Raw genomic sequence first — 21,837 nt, forward strand, 5'->3', positions numbered from 1 at the left:
GACCCAGGAGGGTGGGTCCGCCCGGCCGCTGACCGCACGCCGGACCAGTCTCCGGCTGTCCGTCAGATCCGTTCTCCCGGAACTCCGTTCAGCACTGCGACTTGTAGAAGTACTTGCTGACCGACGGGTCGTTCATGTTGTCCTTGGTGATCGCCACCATGGTGGTGCCGATCGACTTGCTGACCGACTTGCCCTCGAAGGCGTTGGCCAACTGGTCCACCGCCTGCCGGCCGATCCCCGCCGGGTCCTGGGCGACCAGCACCTGCAGGGTGCCCGACTTCAGCGAGGCGATCTCGTCCGGCTCGGCGTCGAACGCCGCCACCTTCACCGCGCCCTCCTTGCCGGCCTGCTTCAGCCCGGTGGCGATGCCCTGACCGGTGTTGGTGTTGCCCGCGAACACCCCGCCGAGGTCCGGGTGGGCGGCGAGCGTCGACTGGATCTGGGAGGCCGCGGTGGCCGGCAGGTCGTTGTCGTAGAGCGTGGGCAGCACCTTGATCTTCGGGTACTTGGCCATCTCCTCGGTGAAGCCCTTGATCCGCGCGTCGGTCGTCGACACACCGGGCTTGACGCTGATGACGATGGCCGAGCCCTTCTCGTTCATCAGCTTGGCCAGCGCGTCGGCGGCGACCCGGCCGCCCTTCTCGTTGTCCGACGAGATCCGGGTGATGCCGATCGACGTGTCGGTCACCGTCGTGTCCACCAGCGCCACCTTGGTGCCGGCCGACTGGATCTGCTTGAGCGACGGCGTCAGCGCGCTGGTGTCGACCGGCGAGATCAGCAGCCCGTCGGGCCGGGACGCGGCCACCGAGTCGAGCAGCGGCCGCTGCACGGACACGTCCCACTGCGCGGAACCGTCGGCCGTGAAGTCCATCCCCTTGGCCTTGGCCTCCTCCTGCGCGGCACAGGTCATGGTGATGTAGAAGGGGTCGCTCTTCACCCCGGTGATCAGCCGGACCTTCTTGCCCTTGGCGCTGCCCGAACTCCCCGAGCCGCCACCGTCGTCCGACGAACCGCACGCCGAGGCCCCCGCGCCGAGGGCCAGAACCGTGCCCACCGCGACCAGCAACCGGCGCCTGCTGCGAATGCTCCTCATCACGGAGTCCTCCTTAGTCACGAGCGATTGAGTCATGTGCGATTCGGCCATGTGCGATTCCGTCGCGGGCGACCCGGTCATGCGCGTTCCCGGGTCTTCCTGCGCAGCTGGTCGATGTAGACGGCCACGACCAGCACCACGCCCACCGCCACGTCCTGCCAGTACTGCTGGACGCCGATCACGATCAGCCCGGTGGTCAGCACCGCCGGGATGAACACACCGATCACCGTGCCCAGCACCGAACCCCGCCCGCCGAACAGGCTGGTACCGCCGAGGACCACCGCGGTGATCACCTTGAGGTTGTCGGTGGAGTGCCCGGCGATCGACGTCGTGCCGTACGAGGCCAGCCACATCACCGCGCCGAGCCCGGCCAGCAGCCCCATCAGGCCGTAGACCTTCACCAGTTGCCGGCCCACCGGAATGCCCGCCCGCCGTACGGCAGTGGGGTTCGAACCGATCGCGAGGGTGTGCTCGCCGAACCGGGTGCCGGCCAGCACCGCGCCGAAGACCGCGGTCACCACGGCGGCCAGGACCACCATCCAGGGGATACCGAGGACCTTGCCGAAACCGAGGCTGTTCTGCAGATGCGTGGAGGCCGCCCCGGCCGGGTCCTGGCCGCCGGTGGCGAGTTCGGCGATGCCCAGCGCCGCGCCGAGCCCGCCCAGCGTCACGATCAGCGGCGGCACCTTGCCGGTCGCCACCACGGCGCCCTGCAACGCGCCCCACGCCGTACCCACCGCCAGCGCGATGACGACACAGAACGCCACCGTGCCCCAGCCCGAAGTCGCCCCGCCGTGATGGATGTTGTACTCGCCCGCCGCCACCGCGGCCAGCACCAGCACCGAGCCGATCGACAGATCGATGCCCGCCGTGATGATCACGAACGTCATACCGACGCCGAGCACCAGATAGATGGCCGCGTTCACGGCGATCTGGGTGATGTCGTACGTGGTGAAGAACTTGCCCGGTGCCGCGATGGTGAAGAACAGGACCAGCGCCACCAGGATGACGAAGGTCCACAGTTCGTTGAGGGTGGCCGCGCGGCGCACCCAGTCCGGCACCGTGGCCCGGCCGCCCACGGCGGCCGGGGCCTTCTCGCTCTGCGCCGTCATTGTGCGGCCTCCGCTTCCCCGGTCCCGTTCTCCCCGGTCCCGTTGGGCCCGTCCAGCGAGCCGGTCATCGCCCCGACCAGCTCCTCGATCGTGGTGTCGGCGGCGGTGTACGACGCGACGCGCCGGCCCAGCCGCAGCACCTCCACCCGGTCCGCGACCGACAGCACCTCGGGCATGTTGTGGCTGATCAGTACGACGCAGATGCCCCGGTCGGCGACCCTGCGGACGGTCTCCAGGACCCGGGCGCGCTGGACGACGCCCAGCGCGGCGGTCGGCTCGTCCATGAAGATGACCTTGTGGGCGAAGGCGACGGCACGGGCCACCGCGACGGACTGCCGCTGCCCGCCGGACAACGTTGTCACAGCGGCCGTCACATCCTTGAGCTCTACACCGAGTTCGGCGAAGGCCTTGACCGCCTCCAGGCGCATCGTGGGCCGGTCGAGAATGCCGAGGCGCCCGAGCAGGCCCCCGCGCACGATCTCCCGGCCGAGGTAGAGGTTGGCCGCCGCGTCGAGGTCGGGCGCGAGCGACAGGTCCTGGTACACCGTCTCCACGCCGCGCCGCTGCGCGTCCATCGGACCGGAGAACCGCACCGGCACGCCGTCCAGACGGACCTCGCCGGAGTCGGGGGCGAGCACGCCCGACAGGACGTTCACCAGAGTGGACTTGCCGGCGCCGTTGTCACCGATGAGGGCGACGACCTCGCCGGGGTATGCCGTGAAATCGGCGCCCGAGAGCGCCTGGACGTGGCCGAAACGTTTGACCACTCCATGTGCGGTGAACAATGGTTCCCTTGCAGAGGCCATGTTGTGCCTTCTGGTTGGTATCGTTAACAGCTTGGCTGATTCTTGGGGCCCCCGCGGCGGGGTGTCAAGGGTGGTGCAGCCGGTCGCCGAGGGCGCTGGTCGCGCCCTCATCTCCCGTTGTTTGCAAGGCCGTTGATATGCGTGCGAGTTGGTAACGTTAACGAGTCGACGCTCAGACGTGACGCAGCTGGAGGACGTGGCGTGGCAGCCACCCGGCCGACCATGAAGGACGTTGCCGCGGAAGCGGGCGTGAGCACGATGACGGTGTCCCGGGTCGTCAACGGCGATTCGGTCGTCGCCCCGCGGACCGCCGCTCGGGTGGAGGCCGCGGTCCGCAAACTCGGCTACCAACGCGACGACGTGGCACGGCAGTTGCGCCGTACCCATGAACTGAGCCAGATCATCGGCCTGTTGGTCGACGACGTGACCGATCCCTTCATGGCCGCGGTCGCCTCCGCCGCCGAGGACGTCGCCCGGCAGCGCGGCAGCATCATGCTCATCGGCTCCAGCCGTGCCGACCTGCGCCGCGAACGCGAGGTGATCGCCGCGTTCACCGCCCGCCGCGTCGACGGACTGATCCTCACCCCGGCCGCCGGCAGCCACCGCTTCCTGCGCCCCGCCCAGGCGCAGGGCACGAAAATCGTCTGCGTGGACCGGGCGGCCCCCGGTCTGGACGTGGACGCCGTGGTGGTCGACAACTTCGGGGCGGTGCGGGAGGCGGTGGCCCATGTGGTGGCACACGGGCACCGCAGGATCGGCTACATCGGCGACACGCCGAGGATCTGGACGTTCGGCGAACGGCGGCGGGGCTATCTGGCGGCCCTGGACGCCGCGGGCATCGCCGCCGACCCGGCGCTGGTCAGGGACGGTGTGCGCACCGGTCCTGAGGCGGCCGCGGCCGTCACCGGGATGCTGGCACTGCCCGACCCTCCGACGGCTCTCCTCGCCGGCAACGAACTGCTCGCCTTCGGCGCCCTGACCGCGGCCCCCGGCGGCCTCGCCTTCGTCGCCTTCGACGACTTCGCGCTCGCCGCCCGGCTGACGCCACCCGTCACGGTGATCGCCCAGGACCCGGTGGCCCTCGCGACCAGCGCGGCACACCTGCTGTTCGCCCGGATCCACGGGGACGTCTCACCGCCGCGCACCGTGGTCATGCCGACGCGGCTGATCCGGCGGGGGTCGGGGGAGATCCCGGGGCCCTTCGCCGCGTAGCGGCGCGTGGCGCCGGGTGGCGCCGAGTGGGGGCCGGATTCCGGGTCCGGGCCGGTGGGGGCTGGTCGCGCAGTTCCCCGCGCCCCTAAAGGGGCGCTGCAGTGAGCCAGTTTCAAGCGCCCCGCCAGGACGAGGCAGTGAGCCGGTGTGAAGCGCCCCGTCAGGGGCGCGGGGAACTGCGCGACCAGCCACGACGGCGCCGCAGTCGACAGACGGCATATCGCGGCACTTCCAGCGGAGCGCTCAGGTGGCGGTGGAGCGACGGCCGCCGCGGCGGCCGGAGCCGTGGCCGCCCGTGCCGGTGGCGCTGCCGGCGGACCCGCCGGACGGCGGCGTGCGTCGCCGGGACCCGCGGTCGTCCTTGCCGGATGCGGTGCCGGTGGTGGTACCGGCGGTGGTACCGGACGTGGTCCGGCGGCCGGAGTCACGGCCGCTCGCGCCCCCCGAGGCCCCGTCGGTTCCCTTACGGCGGGCAGAGCCGCGCCCGCCGGCTGCTGTGGACGTGCCGGCAGGCGCTGCCGTCCCGGTGGCGGTTCGGGAGGCCGAGCCCCGGCCGCCCGTCCCGGTGGCAGCACCGGCCGCCGCTCCGGAGCCGCCGCCGCTTCGGCGTCGCCGGCCGGACCGCCCGCCGCCTTCGGCGCCGGCCCTCCGGTCCGGGCGGGACGCCTTCGGTGCGGCCGGCTGGGGCTGGGCCACCTCGATGACGATGGGCTCACCGGAAGGCTCGCGGGCCCCGGTGATGGTGGCCAGCTCCACGTCGCTCGACGTGATGCGGGCCGATCGGGGGCGGATGCCCGCATCCGACATGAGCCGGGTGATGTCCCGCTTCTGGTCGGGCAGGACCAGCGTGACCACGCTGCCGGAGCCGCCGGCCCGGGCCGTGCGGCCGCCCCGGTGGAGGTAGTCCTTGTGGTCGGTGGGGGGATCGACGTTCACGACGAGGTCGAGGTCGTCGATGTGTATGCCCCGGGCCGCGACGTTCGTCGCCACGAGGGCGGTGACCTGGCCGTTCCTGAACTGTTCCAGGGTGCGGTTGCGCTGCGGCTGGGAGCGGCCGCCGTGCAGTGCCGCCGCGCGCACACCGACGGCCAGCAGCCGCTTGGCGAGCCGGTCCGCGGACCTCTTGGTGTCGAGGAAGAGGATGACCCGGCCGTCACGGGCCGCGATGCGCGTGGTGACGGCCTTCTTGTCGGTCTCGTCCTGGACGTGCAGCACGTGGTGCTCCATGGTGGTGACCGCCCCCGCGGACGGGTCCACGGAGTGCACCACGGGATCGCTCAGGAACCGCTGCACCAGGCGGTCGATGTTGCCGTCGAGGGTGGCCGAGAAGAGCAGGCGCTGTCCGTCGGGCCGTACCTGCTGGATCAGCTTGGTGATCTGCGGCAGGAAGCCCATGTCGGTCATCTGGTCGGCTTCGTCCAGCACCGTGATGCGCACGTCGCCGAGTACGCAGTCCCCGCGTTCCACCAGGTCGTTGAGTCGGCCGGGGCTCGCCACGACCACCTCGGCGCCGCGCCGGAGGGTGGCGGCCTGCTTGGTGATCGACAGCCCGCCGACCACCGTGGCCAGCCGGAGGTTCACGGCCGTCGCGTAGGGGGTCAGCGCGTCCGTCACCTGCTGGGCGAGTTCCCGGGTGGGCACCAGCACGAGAGCGAGGGGCGCCCTGGGCTCCGCGCGCAGTCCGGCCGTACGGGCCAGGAGCGCCAGCCCGAACGCGAGGGTCTTGCCGGAACCGGTGCGTCCCCGGCCCAGCAGGTCGCGGCCGGCGAGCGAGTTGGGCAGCGTGGCGGCCTGGATCGGGAACGGGGTGGTCACACCCTGCGCGGTCAGGGTCTTCAGCAGCGCTGCGGGCATGTCCAGAGCGGCGAAGTCCTCGACGGCGGGAAGTGCGGGTGTCGTGCTCTCCGGCACCCGGAACTCACGCGGTGACGACGCGGACGGCGGGGACTGCCTGGGCGGCGAGGTGCGCCGGTTGGGCTTCTGGGGCCTGCGGGACATGCGGTGCTCTGCCTTCCTGAAAACAGCACAAACCGGGGTCCGCACCATGACGGTGCGGACCCCGGTGAGTGGATACGCGTCCGGCGATCAGGCGGGGACGATGTTCTCCGCCTGCGGGCCCTTCTGGCCCTGCGTGACGTCGAAGGAGACCCGCTGGCCCTCCTGCAGCTCACGGAAGCCCTGGGTCGCGATGTTCGAGTAGTGGGCGAAGACGTCGGGGCCGCCGCCGTCCTGCTGGATGAAGCCGAAACCCTTTTCGGCGTTGAACCACTTCACGGTTCCCTGTGCCATGACCTTCTCCTTCTGTAGGCAGAGGCCCCATCCGGAGATGCCGGTAAAACAACTAATGCACCTGCAGGAGAAGCATTTCCCGTCAGGTGCACATAGGTTCATGGGTACCACAACTGCAACACGACTAGGCTAGCACAGCCTCACACGCGGTCCGCGGTCCGAGTGGTGGTCTCGGGCCGCTCGTCGAGCCGGCCTGCCGCCGTCCACCGGGGAAGCATCACCAACACCGTGCCCAGCAGCACGCCCGTCGCTGGCAGCACGGGGAGCCGGCCGCCCGGCGCGAAGCCCTGCACGGCGAGGCGGCCCAGAGCGGCGACGTTCATGGCCAGGCCGAGCCACAGCGGCCAGGCACGGCGCAGGCCGGCGTCCGGAACGGTCCGCTCGTACAGCACACCCAGCCCGCGTTCCAGCGGCCTCAGCGCGGACACGACGCAGGCCAGGACGGCACCGAGCACCAGCAGCCACGGCACCCGCAGCCCCCACCACGCCGCGGAGCCGAGTGTCGGCTCGGGCGCGAGGCCGGTCAGGTAGAACCCGGCGGCGACGGCCAGCACCGGCAGCATGTGCCACAGGTACAGCGTCATGCTGGCCGCGCCCACGGGGCGGACCATCCGCCACACCCGCTCCCGGTCCAGCAGCCTCCGCAGCCGCGGCGCGGCGAGGAGGCTCAGTCCGACCTGGGCGACCACCCACGCCAGCATCGCGGCCGACGGCGGATCGGTGTTGCTGGGGCTCTGCCCGGTCACCAGGATCAGGCTGACCGGGAACGGCCCGAGGGCCACGAGCGCGGCGAACGCCAGTCCGCCGCCCGCCGCCATCGCGAACGGCACGAGCCGGCGACCGGTCAGCAGACCGTCCCGCCAGCAGAACCCCAACTGGTAGGCGACACCCCACACGAGCACGTAGTCGAGCAGCCCCACGTAGGGAGCGTGCGCCGTCACCACGAGCGCGTCGACCGCCACGGCGACCGTCCCCATCGCCGGCGGGACGCGCGGCCCCCAGCGCCGGTGCGCCGCGTACAGCGCCGGCGTCAGGGCGCTGAGCAGCAGATACACCGGAAGGAACCAGAACTGCATCGCCATCGCCCAGCCCACCAGCGCCAGCGTGTCCGGGTCCACACCGGCCGCCGAGCAGACACCGACGGCGAGAAACACCGCACCGCTGTAGACGGCCACCGGAAGAAGCAGCCGCAGCGCCCGCCGCCCCAGCCATCCCGCAGGGGTACCCCCGGCCGCCCGGGCACGCGACCAGGAACCGCCCGCCGCATGCCCCCCCGGCCAGGAAGAACAGCGGCATGATCTGGAACGCGAGGGTCAGCCACTGGGTCCAGGGAACGGCCGCCAGCAGCTCCGGGGCGGTGATCTGTCCGCCGGGCTCCCGGACCAGGGCGGTGATCAGCCAGTGGCCGAGCACCACCAGCACGATCGCCCAGGCGCGCAGGAAGTCGACGTACCGGTCTCTGCTCATGGCCGTCATGCTCCCGCGGCCGCCGCGCCCTCGCGCCGGGAAGGCCATGCCGCAACCATTCCGTGCCCGGTACGACACCCCCCGGGCCGGGAGCGCCGGGACGCCGCCGGGGTACCCCGTAATTCGATGGCGTCGCGGCCCGGGTCCCCGCTACGGTGGGCGAAGTTGGAGCGGCTACCCGTGGGTGCCGTGGGTGACTTGGTTCGATCAGGGAGGTGTTGACCGATGGCTGCCGTTGCGATGGGCGCTGCCCGCGACCAGAAGTTCATCCATTCCACCTCCGCGGCCACCGGCTGACCTCTCCACTTCCCGGGGCCGCCCTTGTGAAGGGTCACCCTTGACTTCCAGCTCTGCTGTTTTCTCCGCGCTCGCTCCCTACGGCTGGGACGAGACCTGGGCGAAGGAATTCGCCCCCTACGACGCCGAAGGGCTGCTGGCCGGGCGTGTCGTCCGGGTCGACCGCGGGCAGTGCGACGTCGTCACCGCCGGCGGGCTGCTGCGCGCCGACACCGCGTTCGTCACCCCGCACGATCCGATGCGCGTCGTGTGCACCGGCGACTGGGTCGCCGTGGAACCCGGCGGCAACCCCCGTTACGTACGCGCGTATCTGCCGCGCCGTACCGCCTTCGTGCGCTCCACCTCCTCCAAGCGGTCCGAGGGACAGATCCTCGCCGCCAACGTCGACCACGCGATCGTCTCGGTGTCCCTCGCCGTCGAGCTCGACCTCGGCCGCATCGAGCGGTTCCTGGCGCTGGCCTGGGAGTCCGGGGCGCAGCCGGTCGTGGTCCTCACCAAGGCCGACCTGGTCCCGGACCCGGTGACCCTCGCGCACCTCGTCCAGGACGTCGAGACGACGGCCCCGGGCGTGCCCGTCCTCACGGTCAGCGCGCACGCGGGCGACGGCCTGGACACGCTGGTCGCCCTCGTCGGCTCCGGTACGTCGGTGCTGCTCGGCCAGTCCGGCGCCGGCAAGTCCACCCTCGCCAACGCGCTCCTCGGGGAGGACGTGATGGACGTCCAGGCCGCCCGGGACGTCGACGGCAAGGGCCGGCACACCACCACCACCCGCAATCTCCTCGCGCTCCCGGGCGGGGGCGTGCTGATCGACACGCCGGGACTGCGGGGGGTGGGGCTGTTCGACGCCGAGACCGGGGTCGGGCAGGTGTTCTCCGAGATCGAGGAACTGGCGGAGGAGTGCCGGTTCTCCGACTGCGGGCACGAGAGCGAGCCGGGCTGCGCGGTGCGCTCCGCGGTGGAGGCCGGGGAACTGCCCGTGCGCCGGCTGGAGAGCTACCGCAAGCTGATGCGGGAGAACCAGTGGATCATCGCGAAGACGGATGCCCGGCTCAGGTCCGAGATCAAGAAGGACTGGAAGAAGCGGGGCGCGGAGGGGAAGGCGGCGATGGAGGCGAAGAGGGGGCGGTGGGGGTAGTTGCCTGACCGCAGGCGCGCGGGGGCTGGTCGCGCACACGCGGCGGCAGCCGCACGTCGACACAGCCCCGCGCCCCTGACGGGGCGTTCCACTCTTACGGGCTTCAGCGTCACGTCCGATTCCCGCCAGCCCCGCCCTTCGTCCATCACCCACACTTGAAGGCGTGATGGACGAAGACACCAGGTACGAGGCGGTCCGCAGCCGCGATGCCCGGTTCGACGGCGCGTTCTTCTTCGCCGTCGAGACCACCGGCATCTACTGCCGCCCCAGCTGCCCCGCCGTCACCCCGAAGCGGCGCAACGTCCGCTTCTTCCCCACCGCGGCCGCCGCGCAGGGCTCCGGTTTCCGGGCCTGCCGGCGATGCCGGCCGGACGCCGTACCCGGGTCCGCCGAGTGGAACGTCCGCGCCGACGTCGTCGGCCGGGCGGTGCGGCTGATCGGTGACGGCGTCGTGGACCGGGAGGGCGTCGGCGGGCTCGCCGACCGGCTCGGCTACAGCGCACGCCAGGTGCAGCGGCAGCTCACCGCCGAGCTCGGCGCCGGTCCCGTCGCCCTCGCCCGGGCCCAGCGGGCGCACACCGCACGCACGCTGCTGCAGACCACCGAGCTGCCGATCACGGAGATCGCGTTCGCGAGCGGGTTCGCCAGTGTGCGGCAGTTCAACGACACCGTCCGCGCCGTGTACGCCACCACCCCGAGCGGGCTGCGCGAGGCCGCGCCCGGCGGCCGGGGCGCACGTCGCGGCAGTCCGGTCACCGGGATCCCGCTGCGGCTCGCCCACCGCGGCCCGTACCGGGCCGGCCCGGTCTTCGACCTGCTGGAGCGGGAATCCGTGCCCGGCGTGGAGGAGGTCATCGGCACCCCCGGCGCGCGCACCTACCGCCGCACCCTGCGACTGCCGTACGGCCACGCCGTCGTCGCCGTCCAGGAGCGGACCGGTACGACCGCCACGGGCCTCGGCGCTCATCCCGGCGGCTGGCTCGACGTCCGGCTGCGCCTCACCGACCCGCGCGACCTGACCACCGCCGTACAGCGGCTGCGCCGGCTGTTCGACCTCGACGCCGATCCGTACGCCGTCGACGAGCGGCTCGCCGACGACCCGCGGCTCGCTCCGCTGGTCGCCGCCCGGCCGGGGCTGCGGTCACCCGGTGCCGCGGACCCGGCCGAGGCCGCCGTACGGGCGCTCGTCGGCACCGAGGCCGCCGAGCGCTTGGTGCGGCGGTACGGCAAGGCGCTGGACGCGCCGTCCGGCGGTCTCACCCACCTCTTCCCCGAGCCCGCGGTGCTCGCGGGCGCGGAGCCCGACGGCAGCCTCGGCGCACTGGCCGCGGCGCTCGCCGACGGGACGGTACGGCTGGATCCGGGCGCCGACCGGGACGAGGCGGAGGCGGCGCTGCGCGCGCTGCCCGGGATGGACCCGGCGGTCCTCGCCACCATCCGCGTCCGCGCCCTCGCCGACCCCGATGTCACCCTGCCCGGGCTGCCCGGGTTTGACGTACCGGACGAGTGGCGGCCCTGGCGGTCGTACGCCGTCCGGCATCTGCTGGTCGAAGGAGAGTCGAGGAACTGATGGGTGCCACGTACTGGACGCGAATCGCTTCGCCCGTGGGGGAGTTGCTCCTCACCGCCGACGGCGAAGGGGCGCTCACCTCGCTGTCCGTGCCCGGCCAGAAGGGCGGCCGGAGCGTCGAGGCGGGATGGCTGTCCGACCCCGGTCCTTTCCGGGCCGCCGAGGATCAGCTCGGTGCCTACTTCGCCGGTGAACTCAAGGAGTTCCGGCTGGAGTTGAGCGCACACGGTACGGAGTTCCGGGAGCGGGTGTGGGGTGCGCTCGACGGTGTTCCCTACGGGGCGACGATGACGTACGGGGAGATCGCCGCGCGGATCGGGGCGTCTCGGACGGCGGTTCGGGCGGTCGGCGGGGCGATCGGGGCGAACCCGTTGCTGATCGTGCGGCCTTGTCATCGGGTGATCGGGGCGGACGGGACGATGACCGGGTATGCGGGGGGACTTGAGCGGAAGGTGCGGCTGCTGAAGTTGGAAGGTGCGGTGGGTTAGGGCTGGGGCCGAGGACGCTTACCGGCGCTTGCAGGGCGCCTCCCCCAGCCTTCGGCCGGGGGGACCCCCAGCGCCCAGATTGCCCGCAGCCATGTAGCTGACGGGACTGCAGCGCCCTGTAAGGGGCGCGGGGAACTGCGCGCTCAGCCCCCACCCACCCGCAGCCACCCCATCACCGTCACCACCCCTCCGCCGTCCCTTCCCACGCTCCGCCACCCGGGTGGTCTCCTGGTCGAGTTACCGTTCACGGCATCCCCCATATGTCACCTTCCCCTCCAGTGGGCCTACGGAAGGGCGGGTGTGGATGGGCAAGGTCGGGCGGGTGCTCGCGGCGGCGTTCTTGCTGGTGGTGGGGGCGACCGGGCGGGCCGGTGCCGATGCCGGGCACTCGCTCTGGGCGGGGAGCTGGGAGGCCGCGCCCTCCGGTACCGACCCGGCGGTACCCGGCGCCGCGTTCCGCAACGTCGTCCACCTGAGCGTCGGCGGCAGCGCGGTCCGCGTGCGGGTCAGCAACCGGCTCGGCAGCGCCCCGCTCCGGCTCGGAGCCGTCACCGTCGCCGTGCGGCAGGGCGACGGCCCGGCCGCCGTACCCGGGTCGATGCGCGCCGCCACCTTCGAGGGCGCCGGCACCGCCGTCGTACCCGTCGGGCAGGACCTGGTCAGCGACCCGGTACCGCTCGCCGTCCCGGCCGCCGCCGATCTGCTGGTCAGCGTCGAGACCCCGGGCGACTCCGGGCCCGCCACCTACCACCGGGTCGCGCTCCGGACCAGCTACCTCGCCAAGGACGGCGCCGGGCGGGCCGACGACGAGGACGGGGGCGCCTACACCGGCACCACCGGCCACTGGTACTACGTCACGGGCGTCGACGTACAGGCCGAGACCCGCGGCACCGTGGTCGCCTTCGGTGACTCCCTCACCGACGGCAACGGCACCAGCATGGACGCCGACCACCGCTGGCCCGACCGCCTCGCGGACCGCCTGCGGCCGTTCCGGATCGGCGTCCTCAACGCCGGGATCTCCGGCAACCGGCTGCTGCTCGACAGCACCGGAGGACCGGGAGCCCTGAGTCGTCTGGACGCCGACGGGCTCGACCGGGCCGGTGTCCGGACCCTGGTCCTCCTCGAAGGCATCAACGACATCAAGGGCACCCCGGAGGCCACGGACCCCGCCGACTTCGTGCGGGCCTACCGCACCATCGTGACCCGTGCCCACGAGCGGGGCATCCGGGTGGTCGGCGCGACCCTCACGCCCTACGCCGGGTACAGCGCGTACACCGATGCCCGGGAGGCGGTACGCCAGCAGGTGAACGCGCTGATCCGCACCGGGCAGATCTTCGACGCGTACGTCGACTTCGACGCCGTCGTACGGGATCCGCAGCAGCCCGGCCGCATCCGGCCCGCCTACGACCCCGGCGACCACCTGCACTTCAACGACGCCGGCGCACGCGCCCTGGCCGCCTCCGTCCCGCTCGTCGATCTGCTCTGAGCCCTCAGCCCGCGGTCCAGATCACCGCCGTCAGCCAGCCGGCGGTGACCAGCAGGCACGCGAGCAGCTCGGCCAGCACGCTGGAGCCGCCCGCGTTCATCGTGGTGCGCAGGGCGGCCCGTGCCTCGGCGTGCCGGCCGAGCCGGAGGCGTTCGTGCAGGTAGATCCCGGCCATGAAACCGGGGATCGCGCCGACGACGGGGAGCAGGACGAAGCCGAGGACGGCGCCGGTGCCGGCGTACACGCCCATGCGAGGGGTGGCGCCGCTGGCCCGGAGCCGGCGCGGGGGCAGAACCCAGCGGACCACCAGCGCCGACAGCAGCACCACGGTCGCCCCGACCAGGACCGTCCACGCCACCGGGCGCGGGTCGTACAGCGCCCACCACAGCACCGCGGCCCACACCAGCCCCGTACCCGGCACCCCGGGCACCAGTACCCCGCACAGGCCGAGCACCAGCACCAGGCCGACCAGCAGGAGTTCCCCTGCTCCCATCTGCCCAGAGTGCCGGACGACCGCCGGACGCGCAGGTCAGTTCCGGGTCACCCAGCCCCGTTCGTACGCGTGCCAGCCCAGCTGCAGCCGGGTCGCCACCCCGGCCAGCTCCATCAGCCGCTTCACCCGGCGCTGCACGGTCCGCAGGCCCAGATCGAGCTGCTTGGCCACGCTCGCGTCGGTCAGGCCGGCCAGCAGCAGCGAGAGCACCTCCAGGTCGGTGGCGTCGGGGCCGTCCGGCTGTTCCTCCCGTACCCCGCTCGCGCCGAGGCGCAGCGGCAGCGCCTCCCGCCACACCGACTCGAACAGGCCGCAGAGGAGTTCCAGCAGGCCGCTGGCGTGCACCACGAGGGCGGCGGGTTCCGAGGTGCGGGAGGTGAGGGGGACCAGCGCCAGCGCGCGGTCGGCGACGACCAGTTTCGTCGGCACCCGCTCCGCCACCCGCACCTGCTCGTCCCGGCCCAGCGCCGCCGTCAGCTCCGAGATCGCGTCCGGGAGGTCGAGCGCCGGCCGCTCCACCACCACCCGGTAGCGCACGCCCCGGTGCGCGGCCTGTTCCTCCGCGTCGTTCTCCGTCCCGGTGACGGCCACCGGCTTGTCCGTGACCAGCGCGCACACCTCGTCCAGGGCACCCAGCTGGAGCTGGCGGAACCGCCGGGCGACGGCCGGGGCACCGGTCACCACCTCCACCAGGTCCCGCACCGCGGGCTCGGCGGCCGCCGCCCGGTACTCCTCCGCGAGCAGCGCCGCCGCCAGCTCCGCCTTCTCCAGCTCGTGCCGCTGCTGGGTGAGCAGCGCGCCCAGCGCGACCCCGGGCGGCGCCGCCACCCAGCGGCCCGGCCGCTCCGAGGACTGGGCGGCCAGCCCGTGCCGCTCCAGCCGGCGCAGCGCGCGCTCGGTGTCCGGCTCCGCCAGCGTCAGACGCCGTGCCAGGCCGGACACGTCGGCGGCGCCCGCGGACACCAGCGCCCGGTACGCCGACTCGTCCCGTTCGTCCAGCCCCAGCGCTGCCAGCATCGACCCGCGTTCCTCCCTCGATCCCCGGTGGCCTGGCGGGAACCGGCCACGGCGCAAACCCGCCGTGGCACATCATCGCCGTACCGCGCGCCACTCTGCCAAGATCACGTCACCGCAGCACCTTCGCACGGGAATCCGATCCGTCATTCACAGCTGGCCGCCAGGAAGACCCGTCACAATCTGGCCTTCCGGCCGGCGCCGTGGCGTTCGGCCGTGCGAACGGTGGCCGGCCCCATGACGCGCGTACGCGTAGGGGATCTGGGGCCGGTCACTCCGGTGTCGCCGGGTGGTTCTCCCGTGGGGGGTGGGACCACCCGGCGACTCACACGTGTCAGCTCCGGCACTTCCGTCACCACCGCCAGCCGCGCACCGCGCGTGTCGTCGAGTCCCTTTCCTCGTACGGGTGTTCAAGATGTCCCTCGACGCGCCGTTCGAGACGGGGTCGGGTGCGGGATTTTCCGGATGCCCCGTTTTCATCCGGCCCGTGCGGTGGACAATTAGGGGCATGAGCCAGCCAGGGGGTAGGCCCACCCGTCATGAGGACGACTGGTGGGGGCAGTTGTACGACGACTCCACCGAGGACACCGGACCCACGGCCGCACCCGATTCCCTGGACGACCGCTTCGCCTCGGCGAAGAAGACGGTGGGGGGACGGCGGGGCGTCACCGCGGAACCGGGCGACGAGCAGGCACCGCCGACCGTGCCGGCACAGCGGGCGGCCGCCGCCCCCGCCGAGGACACCAGGGCCGCTCCGAAGACCTGGCCGTGGGACGTGGAGGACCAGGAGCTGCTGGAGGCGGACGACGACGCCCTGGCCGATGCCCACCCCGCGACCCGCCTCGACCTGACCGCACCGCCACCGCCTGCCGTTCCGGAAGCCCCGGAGGTCCCGGAAACCCCGGAAACCCCGGAATTCCCGGAAGTCCCGGAAAGCTGGGACGTCGCGGCCGTCGCGGACGCCGTGGCCGTCCCGGCCGCCGCCTCGGCCTCCTCCGTGGACTACGTCGGCTCCGGACCGCCCACCTACGACGCCGAGCCCACCGCCCTGCCCGCCGCCGACCCCGACGAACTCGACGACCTGGTCGCCGACACCGTCCTGGACGGCGCCCGGTACGGCGCCTGCACCCTGCGGGCCGTCTCCCAGCGCGGCGACTCCGCCCGGTACCGGGGCGAGCCGCGCCGCGACGCCCTGCTCACCGCCCGGTTCGGGTCCGGCGACCAGGCCCTGGTCCTCGTCGCCATGGCCACCGGCGCCCGGGCCACCCCCGGCGCGCACCGGGCCGCCGCCGAGGTGTGCGAGTGGATCGCCCGGGCCGTGGGCCGCAGCCACCAGCGGCTCACCGAGGACATCCAGGCCGCCCGGCGCGGCGACCTCAAGTCCGGGCTGCACCGGCTCACCGACCGCAGCCTCGGCAAGCTCCGCGCCAGCGCCGCCGAACAGGGCATCGCCCCCGACGAGTACGCGGCCAGCCTGCGCTGCCTCCTCATCCCCGCCCACCCGCAGTGCCGTACCCGCGTCTTCTTCGGCGTCGGCGAGGGCGGGCTGTTCCGGCTCCGCGGCGGCGAGTGGCAGGACATCGAGCCGCGCGTCGACGCCGACACCCCCGGCGAACCCGTGCTCGGCTTCGGCTCGCTGCCCTCCGAGACCCCGGAGGGCGACCGGCTCACCATGGACCTCGGCATCCCGACCCCGCCGAGCCCCTACGAACCGGCCCCCGAGCCGACCCGCGACCCGTTCCTGTTCCGCGCCTCGGTAGCCCGCCCGGGTGACGCCCTCGTGATGTGCACGGGCGGCCTCGCCGACCCGCTGCGCGGCGAGCCCGCACTCTGCGCCTACCTGGCCCGGCGCTGGTCCGGCCGCACCCCGCCGGGCCTCGCCGCGTTCCTCGCGGACGCCCAGGTTCGGGTCAAGGGGTACGCCGACGACCGTACGGCGGCGGCCGTCTGGGAGGCGTGAGCGCGGCCTCTGTGGATACATGGAAGGGCATCGCGCAGGGAGCCGGAGATCCGCGGAGCCGAAGGGTGCCCGACCGCCATGGCCAAGCAGAACATCGCCGAGCAGTTCGTCGACATCCTCGTCCGCGCAGGCGTGCGCCGCCTCTACGGCGTCGTCGGCGACAGCCTCAACCCGGTCGTGGACGCCGTCCGCCGCAACTCCGCCATCGACTGGATCCACGTCCGCCACGAGGAGACCGCCGCCTTCGCGGCCGGCGCCGAGGCCCAGATCACCGGCACACTGGCGGCCTGCGCCGGCTCCTGCGGCCCGGGCAACCTGCACCTGATCAACGGCCTGTACGACGCCCACCGCTCGATGGCCCCGGTGCTCGCCCTCGCCTCCCACATCCCCGCCGGCGAGATCGGCCTCGGCTACTTCCAGGAGACCCACCCGGACCGGCTCTTCCAGGAATGCAGCCACTACAGCGAGCTGATCTCCAGCCCGAAGCAGATGCCCCGGCTGCTGCAGACCGCCATCCAGCACGCGGTCGGCCGCAGCGGCGTGAGCGTCGTCTCGCTGCCGGGCGACATCGCCGACGAGCCCGCGCCCGAGCAGTCCGCCTCGGCCGCCATCGTCACCTCCCGGCCGACCGTCCGCCCCGGAGACGAGGAACTCGACCGGCTCGTCGCGATGATCGACGCGGCGGACAAGGTGACCCTGTTCTGCGGCAGCGGCACGGCGGGCGCCCACGCGGAGGTCATGGAACTCGCGGAGAAGATCAAGTCCCCGGTCGGCCACGCCCTGCGCGGCAAGGAGTGGATCCAGTACGACAACCCGTACGACGTCGGCATGAGCGGGCTGCTCGGCTACGGCGCCGCCTACGAGGCCACCCACGAGTGCGACCTGCTGATCATGCTCGGCACCGACTTCCCGTACAACGCCTTCCTCCCCGACGACGTGCAGATCGTGCAGGTCGACGTCCGCCCCGAGGTCCTTGGCCGCCGCTCCCGCCTCGACCTGGCGGTGTGGGGGGACGTGCGCGAGACGCTGCGCTGTCTGGTGCCGCGGGTACGGGCCAAGGAGAACCGGCGGTTCCTCGACCGGATGCTCAAGAAGCACGCGGACGCGCTGGAGGGGGTGGTGAAGGCGTACACGCGGAAGGTCGAGAAGCACGTCCCGATCCATCCGGAGTACGTGGCCTCGGTCCTCGACGAACTCGCCGACGACGACGCGGTGTTCACGGTCGACACCGGCATGTGCAACGTGTGGGCGGCCCGCTACATCTCGCCCAACGGCCGCCGCCGGGTCATCGGTTCCTTCTCGCACGGCTCGATGGCCAACGCGCTGCCGATGGCGATCGGCGCCCAGTTCACCGACCGGCGGCGGCAGGTCGTGTCGATGTCGGGGGACGGCGGATTCGCCATGCTGATGGGCGACTTCCTCACCCTCGTCCAGTACGACCTGCCGGTGAAGGTGGTGCTGTTCAACAACTCCGCGCTGAGTATGGTCGAGTTGGAGATGCTGGTCGCGGGGCTGCCCGCGTACGGCACCGCCAACACCAATCCCAACTTCGCCGCCGTGGCTCTGGCCTGCGGAGCCTACGGGGTGAGGGTCGAGAAGCCCAAGCAGCTCGCGAGCGCGCTGAAAGACGCCTTCGACCACAAGGGACCGGCCCTGGTCGACGTGGTCACCGACCCCAACGCACTGTCCATCCCGCCGAAGATCAAGGCCGAGATGGTCACCGGCTTCGCGCTCTCCGCGTCCAAGATGGTCCTCGACGGCGGCGTGGGCCGGATGGTCCAGATGGCCCGCTCCAACCTGCGCAACGTGCCGCGGCCGTGACGCAGCCGGTGGCTCGGACCGGTTCTCAGTCCGTGGGCACCCACTGGCGGGCGCCGTCCACGAAGCCGTACCAGTATTGCGGCAGGCCCTTGACGGAGCTGGTGCGGAACGGCTGCCCGTGGTCGTCGATGCGGACCGTGCCGGAGCGGCCCTGTGACGACCAGTCGAGTTCTAGGTACCAGCGGCAGTCGCAGCCGACGGTGCCCGCCTTGACGCGCAGCACCTCGGGGTCGGTGGCGGAGACCCGGTAGGGCAGGTGCATGGTCGAGACGGTCTTCCCGTCGGGACCCTCACCGGCCACCGGGCGGGCGATGGGGCGGTCCTTGTCCAGGTTCACGTCGAAGTAGCGCGGGGTGAGTCCGCCGCCGCAGCCGTCGGCCATGGAGTAGGCGATGCCGGGCGCGGGATCCGTACGGCCGACGACGCGCACCCGCAGGTCCTCCAGGACGACGGCGGTGGACGAACGGCCCTGCACCGAGATCTCCACGATCGAGTTACCGCCGTCTATCGCGTTCTGCGTGGCCGCCCAGGTGCCGGCGTCCTGCGGGACGGGCGGGGGCGGTACCTGCGCCGGCTGTTTGTTGACGAGGTAGACCTTGCCGCAGCCCCCTTCCCAGATCTGGGAGTCGGTGGTCCAGGTGAGGGGGACGGCGGTCGGGGCCGGGGTGCCGGGCGTGCTCCGGCCGGCGGGGGAGGAGATCTTGGCGCCGTCCGACGAGGCCGAGGGGGACGGGGTGGCCGAGACGGGGTCCGCTGCCGGGCCGGTGGCGCCGGTGCCGTGCCGCTCGGCGTCGCCGGTGGTGGCGGTGGTGGCGGAGGAGTCGGTGCCCCGGGCCGCGGTGCCGCCGGCCGGCCGGTCGTCCGGGAGGGCGGCCAGGGTGCCCAGCGTCGCCAGCAGGACTGTGGCCACCGCCGACGCGACCAGCGTGCGACGCCGCCGGTACCAGGGGCCGGCGACGGGGGCCGTTCCTGTCAGGGGTTCCGTGCCGGCGGCCTGCGGGGTCTGCGGTTCCACCGCTGCGGGGCCCGGCTCTGCCACGGGTCCGGAGGCCTGCACGGGTCCGGAGTCCTCCGCGAACCCGGCGGCCCCTACCGGGCCCGTGCCCTCCGTGGCGCGCGGTCGCTGGCGTGCTGCCACCGCTCGCAGCCAGCGCTCGTGGAGATCGAGCCGTTCCTGCGGTGTCGCCCCGCAGAACGCGGCCAGGCGTTCCACCGGAGCGAAGTCCAGCGGCACCGCCTCGCCCGCGCAGTAGCGATGCAGGGTGGAGGTGTTCATGTTCAGGCGGCGGGCCAGGGAGCCGTAGCTCCGGTCCGTACGGTCCTTCAACTGCCGCAGCAGCGCCGCGAACTCCTCGACATCGTCGCGCACGGGCACCTTCCCCCGCTCGTCCGTATCCCAGGCACTCATATACCTGCACGTCAGCAGGGCTGGGATGGTTCCAGGCCGGCGAAACGGCCGGTGGCCGTTGCCGTCCGGCGAGGTGACGGCCGATGCTTCTGGTGTCGCACCGACCAGGGCCGGACCGACCATCCGGCGCCGTCGGCGGCATCCCGCACCCATGCACCGAACCCACGGGGGATCAGCCATGCCCAAGCGCACCCGAGCAGGCGCGCTCACCGCACTCGCCGGCGCCGCACTGGCCGTCGGCACCGCGCTCGCCGCCCCGGCGGCGGCCGTCCCGAAGCCGCCCGGCTTCCTCGCGGCGGCCGACCTGCCGCCGCAGCCGGGCACGTCCTGGACGGCCGGCAAGGTCACCGCCGGCATACCGGAGGAGGACAGACAGGACATCTGCGTGGGCGTCGCGCTCGGCACCGGCCAGGACACCTGGTACCGGGAGTTCCGGACCGACCTCGACACGAGTGCCCGTCAGATCAGTGCCGAGCTGCCCAGCGTCAGGGTGGCGAAGGGCCGGTTCGCGAAGCTCGACGAGGACATCGTGTCCTGCGCGGACCGGATCGAGATGGACGATCCGACGACGCAGGCCGCGTACCAGGACTACGGCACCCTGCCGGTGGGGGACGGCGCCCACGTCTACGCCCTGCACACCGAGACCTCCTGGGGCGCCAGTGACGTCCGGCTGCTCTCGATCGGCCGGGAGGGGCGCACCGTCACCGTCGTGGACTGGGGGCGGCTGGGCGGCTTCGCGGACGCGCCGGTGAAGGCCTTCAAGAGGACCACCACCACGGCCGTGAACAAGCTCCACTGACCCACGCGAGACCGGGGCCGCCCTCTCCCTCGGGGGAGGGGAGGGCGGCCCCTGACACAGGACAGCAAGACACAGGACAGCAAGACACAAGACTCGGAAAACGGGGAATCAGACATGAGCAGCAAGACCCGCGCCGTCCTCACCGCCGGCGTCCTCGCCGTGGCCCTCGGGCTCGGCGTCACCGCCCAGGCCTCGGCCGGCGCTCCGCGCAGCGTCGCCGGCGCCCCGGCCGACAACATCACCCGCATCGCCGACTTCTACGGCGCCTACATCGACGCGGAGAGCGACCCGGACGGCAGCGGTGACCTGCCCACCGCGCTGCGCGCCTACTACATCGACCCGACCTACCTGAAGAAGCTCTCGGCCTGGGAGGACCGGGAGCACGCGGACGGGGTGCTGCGGGCCCAGAACACCCCGCTCAAGTGGAAGGTCACGGACAGCGGCACGGCGAAGTACACGGAGGCCGTCGTCACCCTCACCTGGAGCCGCAACACCACCACGAAGCTGGTCGTCGACATGACCCGCTCCACCCACAAGATCATTCACATCGGCACCAGGGGCCTCGGGGGCAAGTAGCCGGAAGGTCGGCTTTCGGCCAGGTTCGCCGGTGCCGCGGACCGCGTGAAACAGCTCGGGGGGTTGCGTGCGGGGCTGAATCACGCCGGGTCCGCGGCACCCTTGGCGCGTACGGGACGGTCCGGGCGGTGACGTACGGGCCGGAGCGGACCCGGGACTTGGCCGAACACCCGGTCGTCATCGACGTGACATGACTGGCCCGTGCCCGAGCGGGCATGGATCCCGTGAACATGTTCGATCAGGAGGGGATCCGGCAACAGCGTGCGGGCGGGGGTCATGAACAGTCAGGCACGAGGGGGCGGTCCCGTGGCCATCGGGGCCTCCTCGGCGCAGACGGCGGGGGAAGAGACCGACACGACGGAACGGGGGCACCCGTCGCAGCTCAGGCGCCGACTGGGGCGGTCGGACCTGCGGGCGGTGCCCGAGGCACGCAGGGAACTGCGGGAACTGCTGCGGCACTGGGGGCGTCCCGGCCGCTCCGAGATAGCGGAACTGCTCGCCAGTGAACTCGTCACCAACGCGCTCGTCCACACCGACCGCGAGGCGGTGCTGACGGCGGTCGTGGAACCGAGCCAACTGCGCGTGGAGGTGCGGGACTTCGTGGCCCGCAGGCCGCGGGTGTGCACACCGGGCGCCGGCGACGGCACACACGGCCGGGGCCTGGTACTGGTCGACTCCCTCGCGGACGCGTGGGGCGTGCAGGCGCACGAGGTCGGGAAGTCGGTGTGGTTCGAACTGGACGCGGAGGCCGCCTAGCGGGGGCCGGGGCCGTATACACAACGGGACGGGGGCGTGACCTTCAAGGTCACGC

General features: G+C 72.6%; 19 protein-coding genes. 10 read left to right on the forward strand and 9 right to left on the reverse strand.

The genetic code is table 11. From position 1 onward, the window contains the following. Window positions 1–88 precede the first annotated feature (88 nt). The 3 genes from ACFWPS_RS00005 to ACFWPS_RS00015 all read right to left on the reverse strand — a co-directional run bounded on the left by ACFWPS_RS00005 (window position 89) and on the right by ACFWPS_RS00015 (window position 3,011). On the reverse strand, window positions 89–1,093 hold the full coding sequence (locus ACFWPS_RS00005; protein WP_383699082.1) for an ABC transporter substrate-binding protein: 1,005 nt from the start codon (window positions 1,091–1,093) through the stop codon (window positions 89–91). Between the two features lie 77 nt (window positions 1,094–1,170). Further along, window positions 1,171–2,205, reverse strand: coding sequence for an ABC transporter permease (locus tag ACFWPS_RS00010; protein ID WP_383699084.1), 1,035 nt, complete (start codon window positions 2,203–2,205; stop codon window positions 1,171–1,173). Then, complete coding sequence (locus ACFWPS_RS00015; RefSeq protein ID WP_383699086.1) at window positions 2,202–3,011, reverse strand: ATP-binding cassette domain-containing protein; 810 nt, start codon at window positions 3,009–3,011, stop codon at window positions 2,202–2,204. Before ACFWPS_RS00015 ends, ACFWPS_RS00010 begins: the two co-directional genes overlap by 4 nt. Before the next feature lie 201 nt (window positions 3,012–3,212). Between ACFWPS_RS00015 and ACFWPS_RS00020 the strand changes: the two genes are divergently transcribed. Further along, window positions 3,213–4,223 carry a LacI family DNA-binding transcriptional regulator gene (locus ACFWPS_RS00020; RefSeq protein WP_383699088.1) on the forward strand — a complete coding sequence of 337 codons (1,011 nt, stop codon included), beginning with the start codon at window positions 3,213–3,215 and terminating at the stop codon, window positions 4,221–4,223. A gap of 243 nt (window positions 4,224–4,466) precedes the next feature. Here ACFWPS_RS00020 and ACFWPS_RS00025 read toward each other — a convergent pair whose 3' ends face one another. From ACFWPS_RS00025 to ACFWPS_RS00035, 3 genes are all read right to left on the reverse strand, one after another. After that, a complete protein-coding gene (locus ACFWPS_RS00025; protein ID WP_383699090.1) occupies window positions 4,467–6,221 on the reverse strand; it encodes a DEAD/DEAH box helicase in 1,755 nt (584 codons plus the stop codon). 87 nt (window positions 6,222–6,308) lie between these two features. Further along, window positions 6,309–6,512, reverse strand: a complete 204-nt coding sequence (locus ACFWPS_RS00030) for a cold-shock protein (RefSeq protein WP_023544341.1) — start codon at window positions 6,510–6,512, stop codon at window positions 6,309–6,311. A gap of 140 nt (window positions 6,513–6,652) precedes the next feature. Beyond that, the gene (locus tag ACFWPS_RS00035; protein ID WP_383699092.1) at window positions 6,653–7,687 is read right to left on the reverse strand and encodes an acyltransferase family protein; all 1,035 of its coding nucleotides are present in this window, start codon (window positions 7,685–7,687) and stop codon (window positions 6,653–6,655) included. 629 nt (window positions 7,688–8,316) lie between these two features. Here ACFWPS_RS00035 and rsgA point away from each other — a divergent pair. From rsgA to ACFWPS_RS00055, 4 genes are all read left to right on the forward strand, one after another. After that, window positions 8,317–9,411, forward strand: a complete 1,095-nt coding sequence (rsgA, locus tag ACFWPS_RS00040; protein WP_383699094.1) for a ribosome small subunit-dependent GTPase A — start codon at window positions 8,317–8,319, stop codon at window positions 9,409–9,411. A gap of 166 nt (window positions 9,412–9,577) precedes the next feature. Next, window positions 9,578–10,981: a DNA-3-methyladenine glycosylase 2 family protein gene (locus ACFWPS_RS00045; protein ID WP_383699768.1), complete on the forward strand. Its 1,404-nt coding sequence runs from the start codon at window positions 9,578–9,580 to the stop codon at window positions 10,979–10,981. Further along, window positions 10,981–11,469, forward strand: coding sequence for a methylated-DNA--[protein]-cysteine S-methyltransferase (locus ACFWPS_RS00050; protein WP_383699096.1), 489 nt, complete (start codon window positions 10,981–10,983; stop codon window positions 11,467–11,469). Before ACFWPS_RS00045 ends, ACFWPS_RS00050 begins: the two co-directional genes overlap by 1 nt. A gap of 304 nt (window positions 11,470–11,773) precedes the next feature. Then, entirely contained in the window at window positions 11,774–12,955 is a 1,182-nt protein-coding gene (locus tag ACFWPS_RS00055) for an SGNH/GDSL hydrolase family protein (RefSeq protein ID WP_383699098.1), read from the forward strand. 4 nt (window positions 12,956–12,959) lie between these two features. On the opposite strand, the gene ACFWPS_RS00060 is transcribed toward ACFWPS_RS00055, so the two are convergent. Both ACFWPS_RS00060 and ACFWPS_RS00065 read right to left on the reverse strand, forming a co-directional pair. Beyond that, complete coding sequence (locus ACFWPS_RS00060) at window positions 12,960–13,448, reverse strand: DUF456 domain-containing protein (protein ID WP_383699100.1); 489 nt, start codon at window positions 13,446–13,448, stop codon at window positions 12,960–12,962. Between the two features lie 36 nt (window positions 13,449–13,484). Beyond that, the gene (locus ACFWPS_RS00065; RefSeq protein WP_383699102.1) at window positions 13,485–14,465 is read right to left on the reverse strand and encodes a helix-turn-helix domain-containing protein; all 981 of its coding nucleotides are present in this window, start codon (window positions 14,463–14,465) and stop codon (window positions 13,485–13,487) included. Window positions 14,466–14,970: 505 nt separating this feature from the next. Between ACFWPS_RS00065 and ACFWPS_RS00070 the strand changes: the two genes are divergently transcribed. Beyond that, window positions 14,971–16,422, forward strand: a complete 1,452-nt coding sequence (locus tag ACFWPS_RS00070; protein WP_383699104.1) for a protein phosphatase 2C domain-containing protein — start codon at window positions 14,971–14,973, stop codon at window positions 16,420–16,422. Between the two features lie 78 nt (window positions 16,423–16,500). Then, window positions 16,501–18,243, forward strand: coding sequence for a pyruvate dehydrogenase (locus ACFWPS_RS00075; RefSeq protein WP_383699106.1), 1,743 nt, complete (start codon window positions 16,501–16,503; stop codon window positions 18,241–18,243). A 25-nt stretch (window positions 18,244–18,268) separates the two neighbouring features. Here ACFWPS_RS00075 and ACFWPS_RS00080 read toward each other — a convergent pair whose 3' ends face one another. After that, window positions 18,269–19,618, reverse strand: a complete 1,350-nt coding sequence (locus tag ACFWPS_RS00080; RefSeq protein WP_383699770.1) for a helix-turn-helix domain-containing protein — start codon at window positions 19,616–19,618, stop codon at window positions 18,269–18,271. A gap of 211 nt (window positions 19,619–19,829) precedes the next feature. Between ACFWPS_RS00080 and ACFWPS_RS00085 the strand changes: the two genes are divergently transcribed. The 3 genes from ACFWPS_RS00085 to ACFWPS_RS00095 all read left to right on the forward strand — a co-directional run bounded on the left by ACFWPS_RS00085 (window position 19,830) and on the right by ACFWPS_RS00095 (window position 21,782). After that, on the forward strand, window positions 19,830–20,450 hold the full coding sequence (locus ACFWPS_RS00085) for a hypothetical protein (protein ID WP_383699108.1): 621 nt from the start codon (window positions 19,830–19,832) through the stop codon (window positions 20,448–20,450). A gap of 114 nt (window positions 20,451–20,564) precedes the next feature. Further along, window positions 20,565–21,026: a hypothetical protein gene (locus ACFWPS_RS00090; protein WP_383699110.1), complete on the forward strand. Its 462-nt coding sequence runs from the start codon at window positions 20,565–20,567 to the stop codon at window positions 21,024–21,026. Window positions 21,027–21,332: 306 nt separating this feature from the next. After that, window positions 21,333–21,782, forward strand: coding sequence for an ATP-binding protein (locus ACFWPS_RS00095; RefSeq protein ID WP_383699112.1), 450 nt, complete (start codon window positions 21,333–21,335; stop codon window positions 21,780–21,782). Window positions 21,783–21,837 lie beyond the last annotated feature (55 nt).

The sequence above is a fragment of the Streptomyces sp. NPDC058457 genome, assembly GCF_042720695.1.
GTDB lineage: Bacteria > Actinomycetota > Actinomycetes > Streptomycetales > Streptomycetaceae > Streptomyces.

What these genes read in the sequence shown, in the direction of transcription:
- ACFWPS_RS00005 (WP_383699082.1), bottom strand. Translation starts at nt 1,093, where the DNA reads ATGAGGAGCATTCGCAGCAGGCGCCGGTTGCTGGTCGCGGTGGGCACG.
- ACFWPS_RS00010 (WP_383699084.1), bottom strand. Translation starts at nt 2,205, where the DNA reads ATGACGGCGCAGAGCGAGAAGGCCCCGGCCGCCGTGGGCGGCCGGGCC.
- ACFWPS_RS00015 (WP_383699086.1), bottom strand. Translation starts at nt 3,011, where the DNA reads ATGGCCTCTGCAAGGGAACCATTGTTCACCGCACATGGAGTGGTCAAA.
- ACFWPS_RS00025 (WP_383699090.1), bottom strand. Translation starts at nt 6,221, where the DNA reads ATGTCCCGCAGGCCCCAGAAGCCCAACCGGCGCACCTCGCCGCCCAGG.
- ACFWPS_RS00030 (WP_023544341.1), bottom strand. Translation starts at nt 6,512, where the DNA reads ATGGCACAGGGAACCGTGAAGTGGTTCAACGCCGAAAAGGGTTTCGGC.
- ACFWPS_RS00045 (WP_383699768.1), top strand. Translation starts at nt 9,578, where the DNA reads ATGGACGAAGACACCAGGTACGAGGCGGTCCGCAGCCGCGATGCCCGG.
- ACFWPS_RS00050 (WP_383699096.1), top strand. Translation starts at nt 10,981, where the DNA reads ATGGGTGCCACGTACTGGACGCGAATCGCTTCGCCCGTGGGGGAGTTG.
- ACFWPS_RS00055 (WP_383699098.1), top strand. Translation starts at nt 11,774, where the DNA reads ATGGGCAAGGTCGGGCGGGTGCTCGCGGCGGCGTTCTTGCTGGTGGTG.
- ACFWPS_RS00060 (WP_383699100.1), bottom strand. Translation starts at nt 13,448, where the DNA reads ATGGGAGCAGGGGAACTCCTGCTGGTCGGCCTGGTGCTGGTGCTCGGC.
- ACFWPS_RS00065 (WP_383699102.1), bottom strand. Translation starts at nt 14,465, where the DNA reads ATGCTGGCAGCGCTGGGGCTGGACGAACGGGACGAGTCGGCGTACCGG.
- ACFWPS_RS00070 (WP_383699104.1), top strand. Translation starts at nt 14,971, where the DNA reads ATGAGCCAGCCAGGGGGTAGGCCCACCCGTCATGAGGACGACTGGTGG.
- ACFWPS_RS00075 (WP_383699106.1), top strand. Translation starts at nt 16,501, where the DNA reads ATGGCCAAGCAGAACATCGCCGAGCAGTTCGTCGACATCCTCGTCCGC.
- ACFWPS_RS00085 (WP_383699108.1), top strand. Translation starts at nt 19,830, where the DNA reads ATGCCCAAGCGCACCCGAGCAGGCGCGCTCACCGCACTCGCCGGCGCC.
- ACFWPS_RS00090 (WP_383699110.1), top strand. Translation starts at nt 20,565, where the DNA reads ATGAGCAGCAAGACCCGCGCCGTCCTCACCGCCGGCGTCCTCGCCGTG.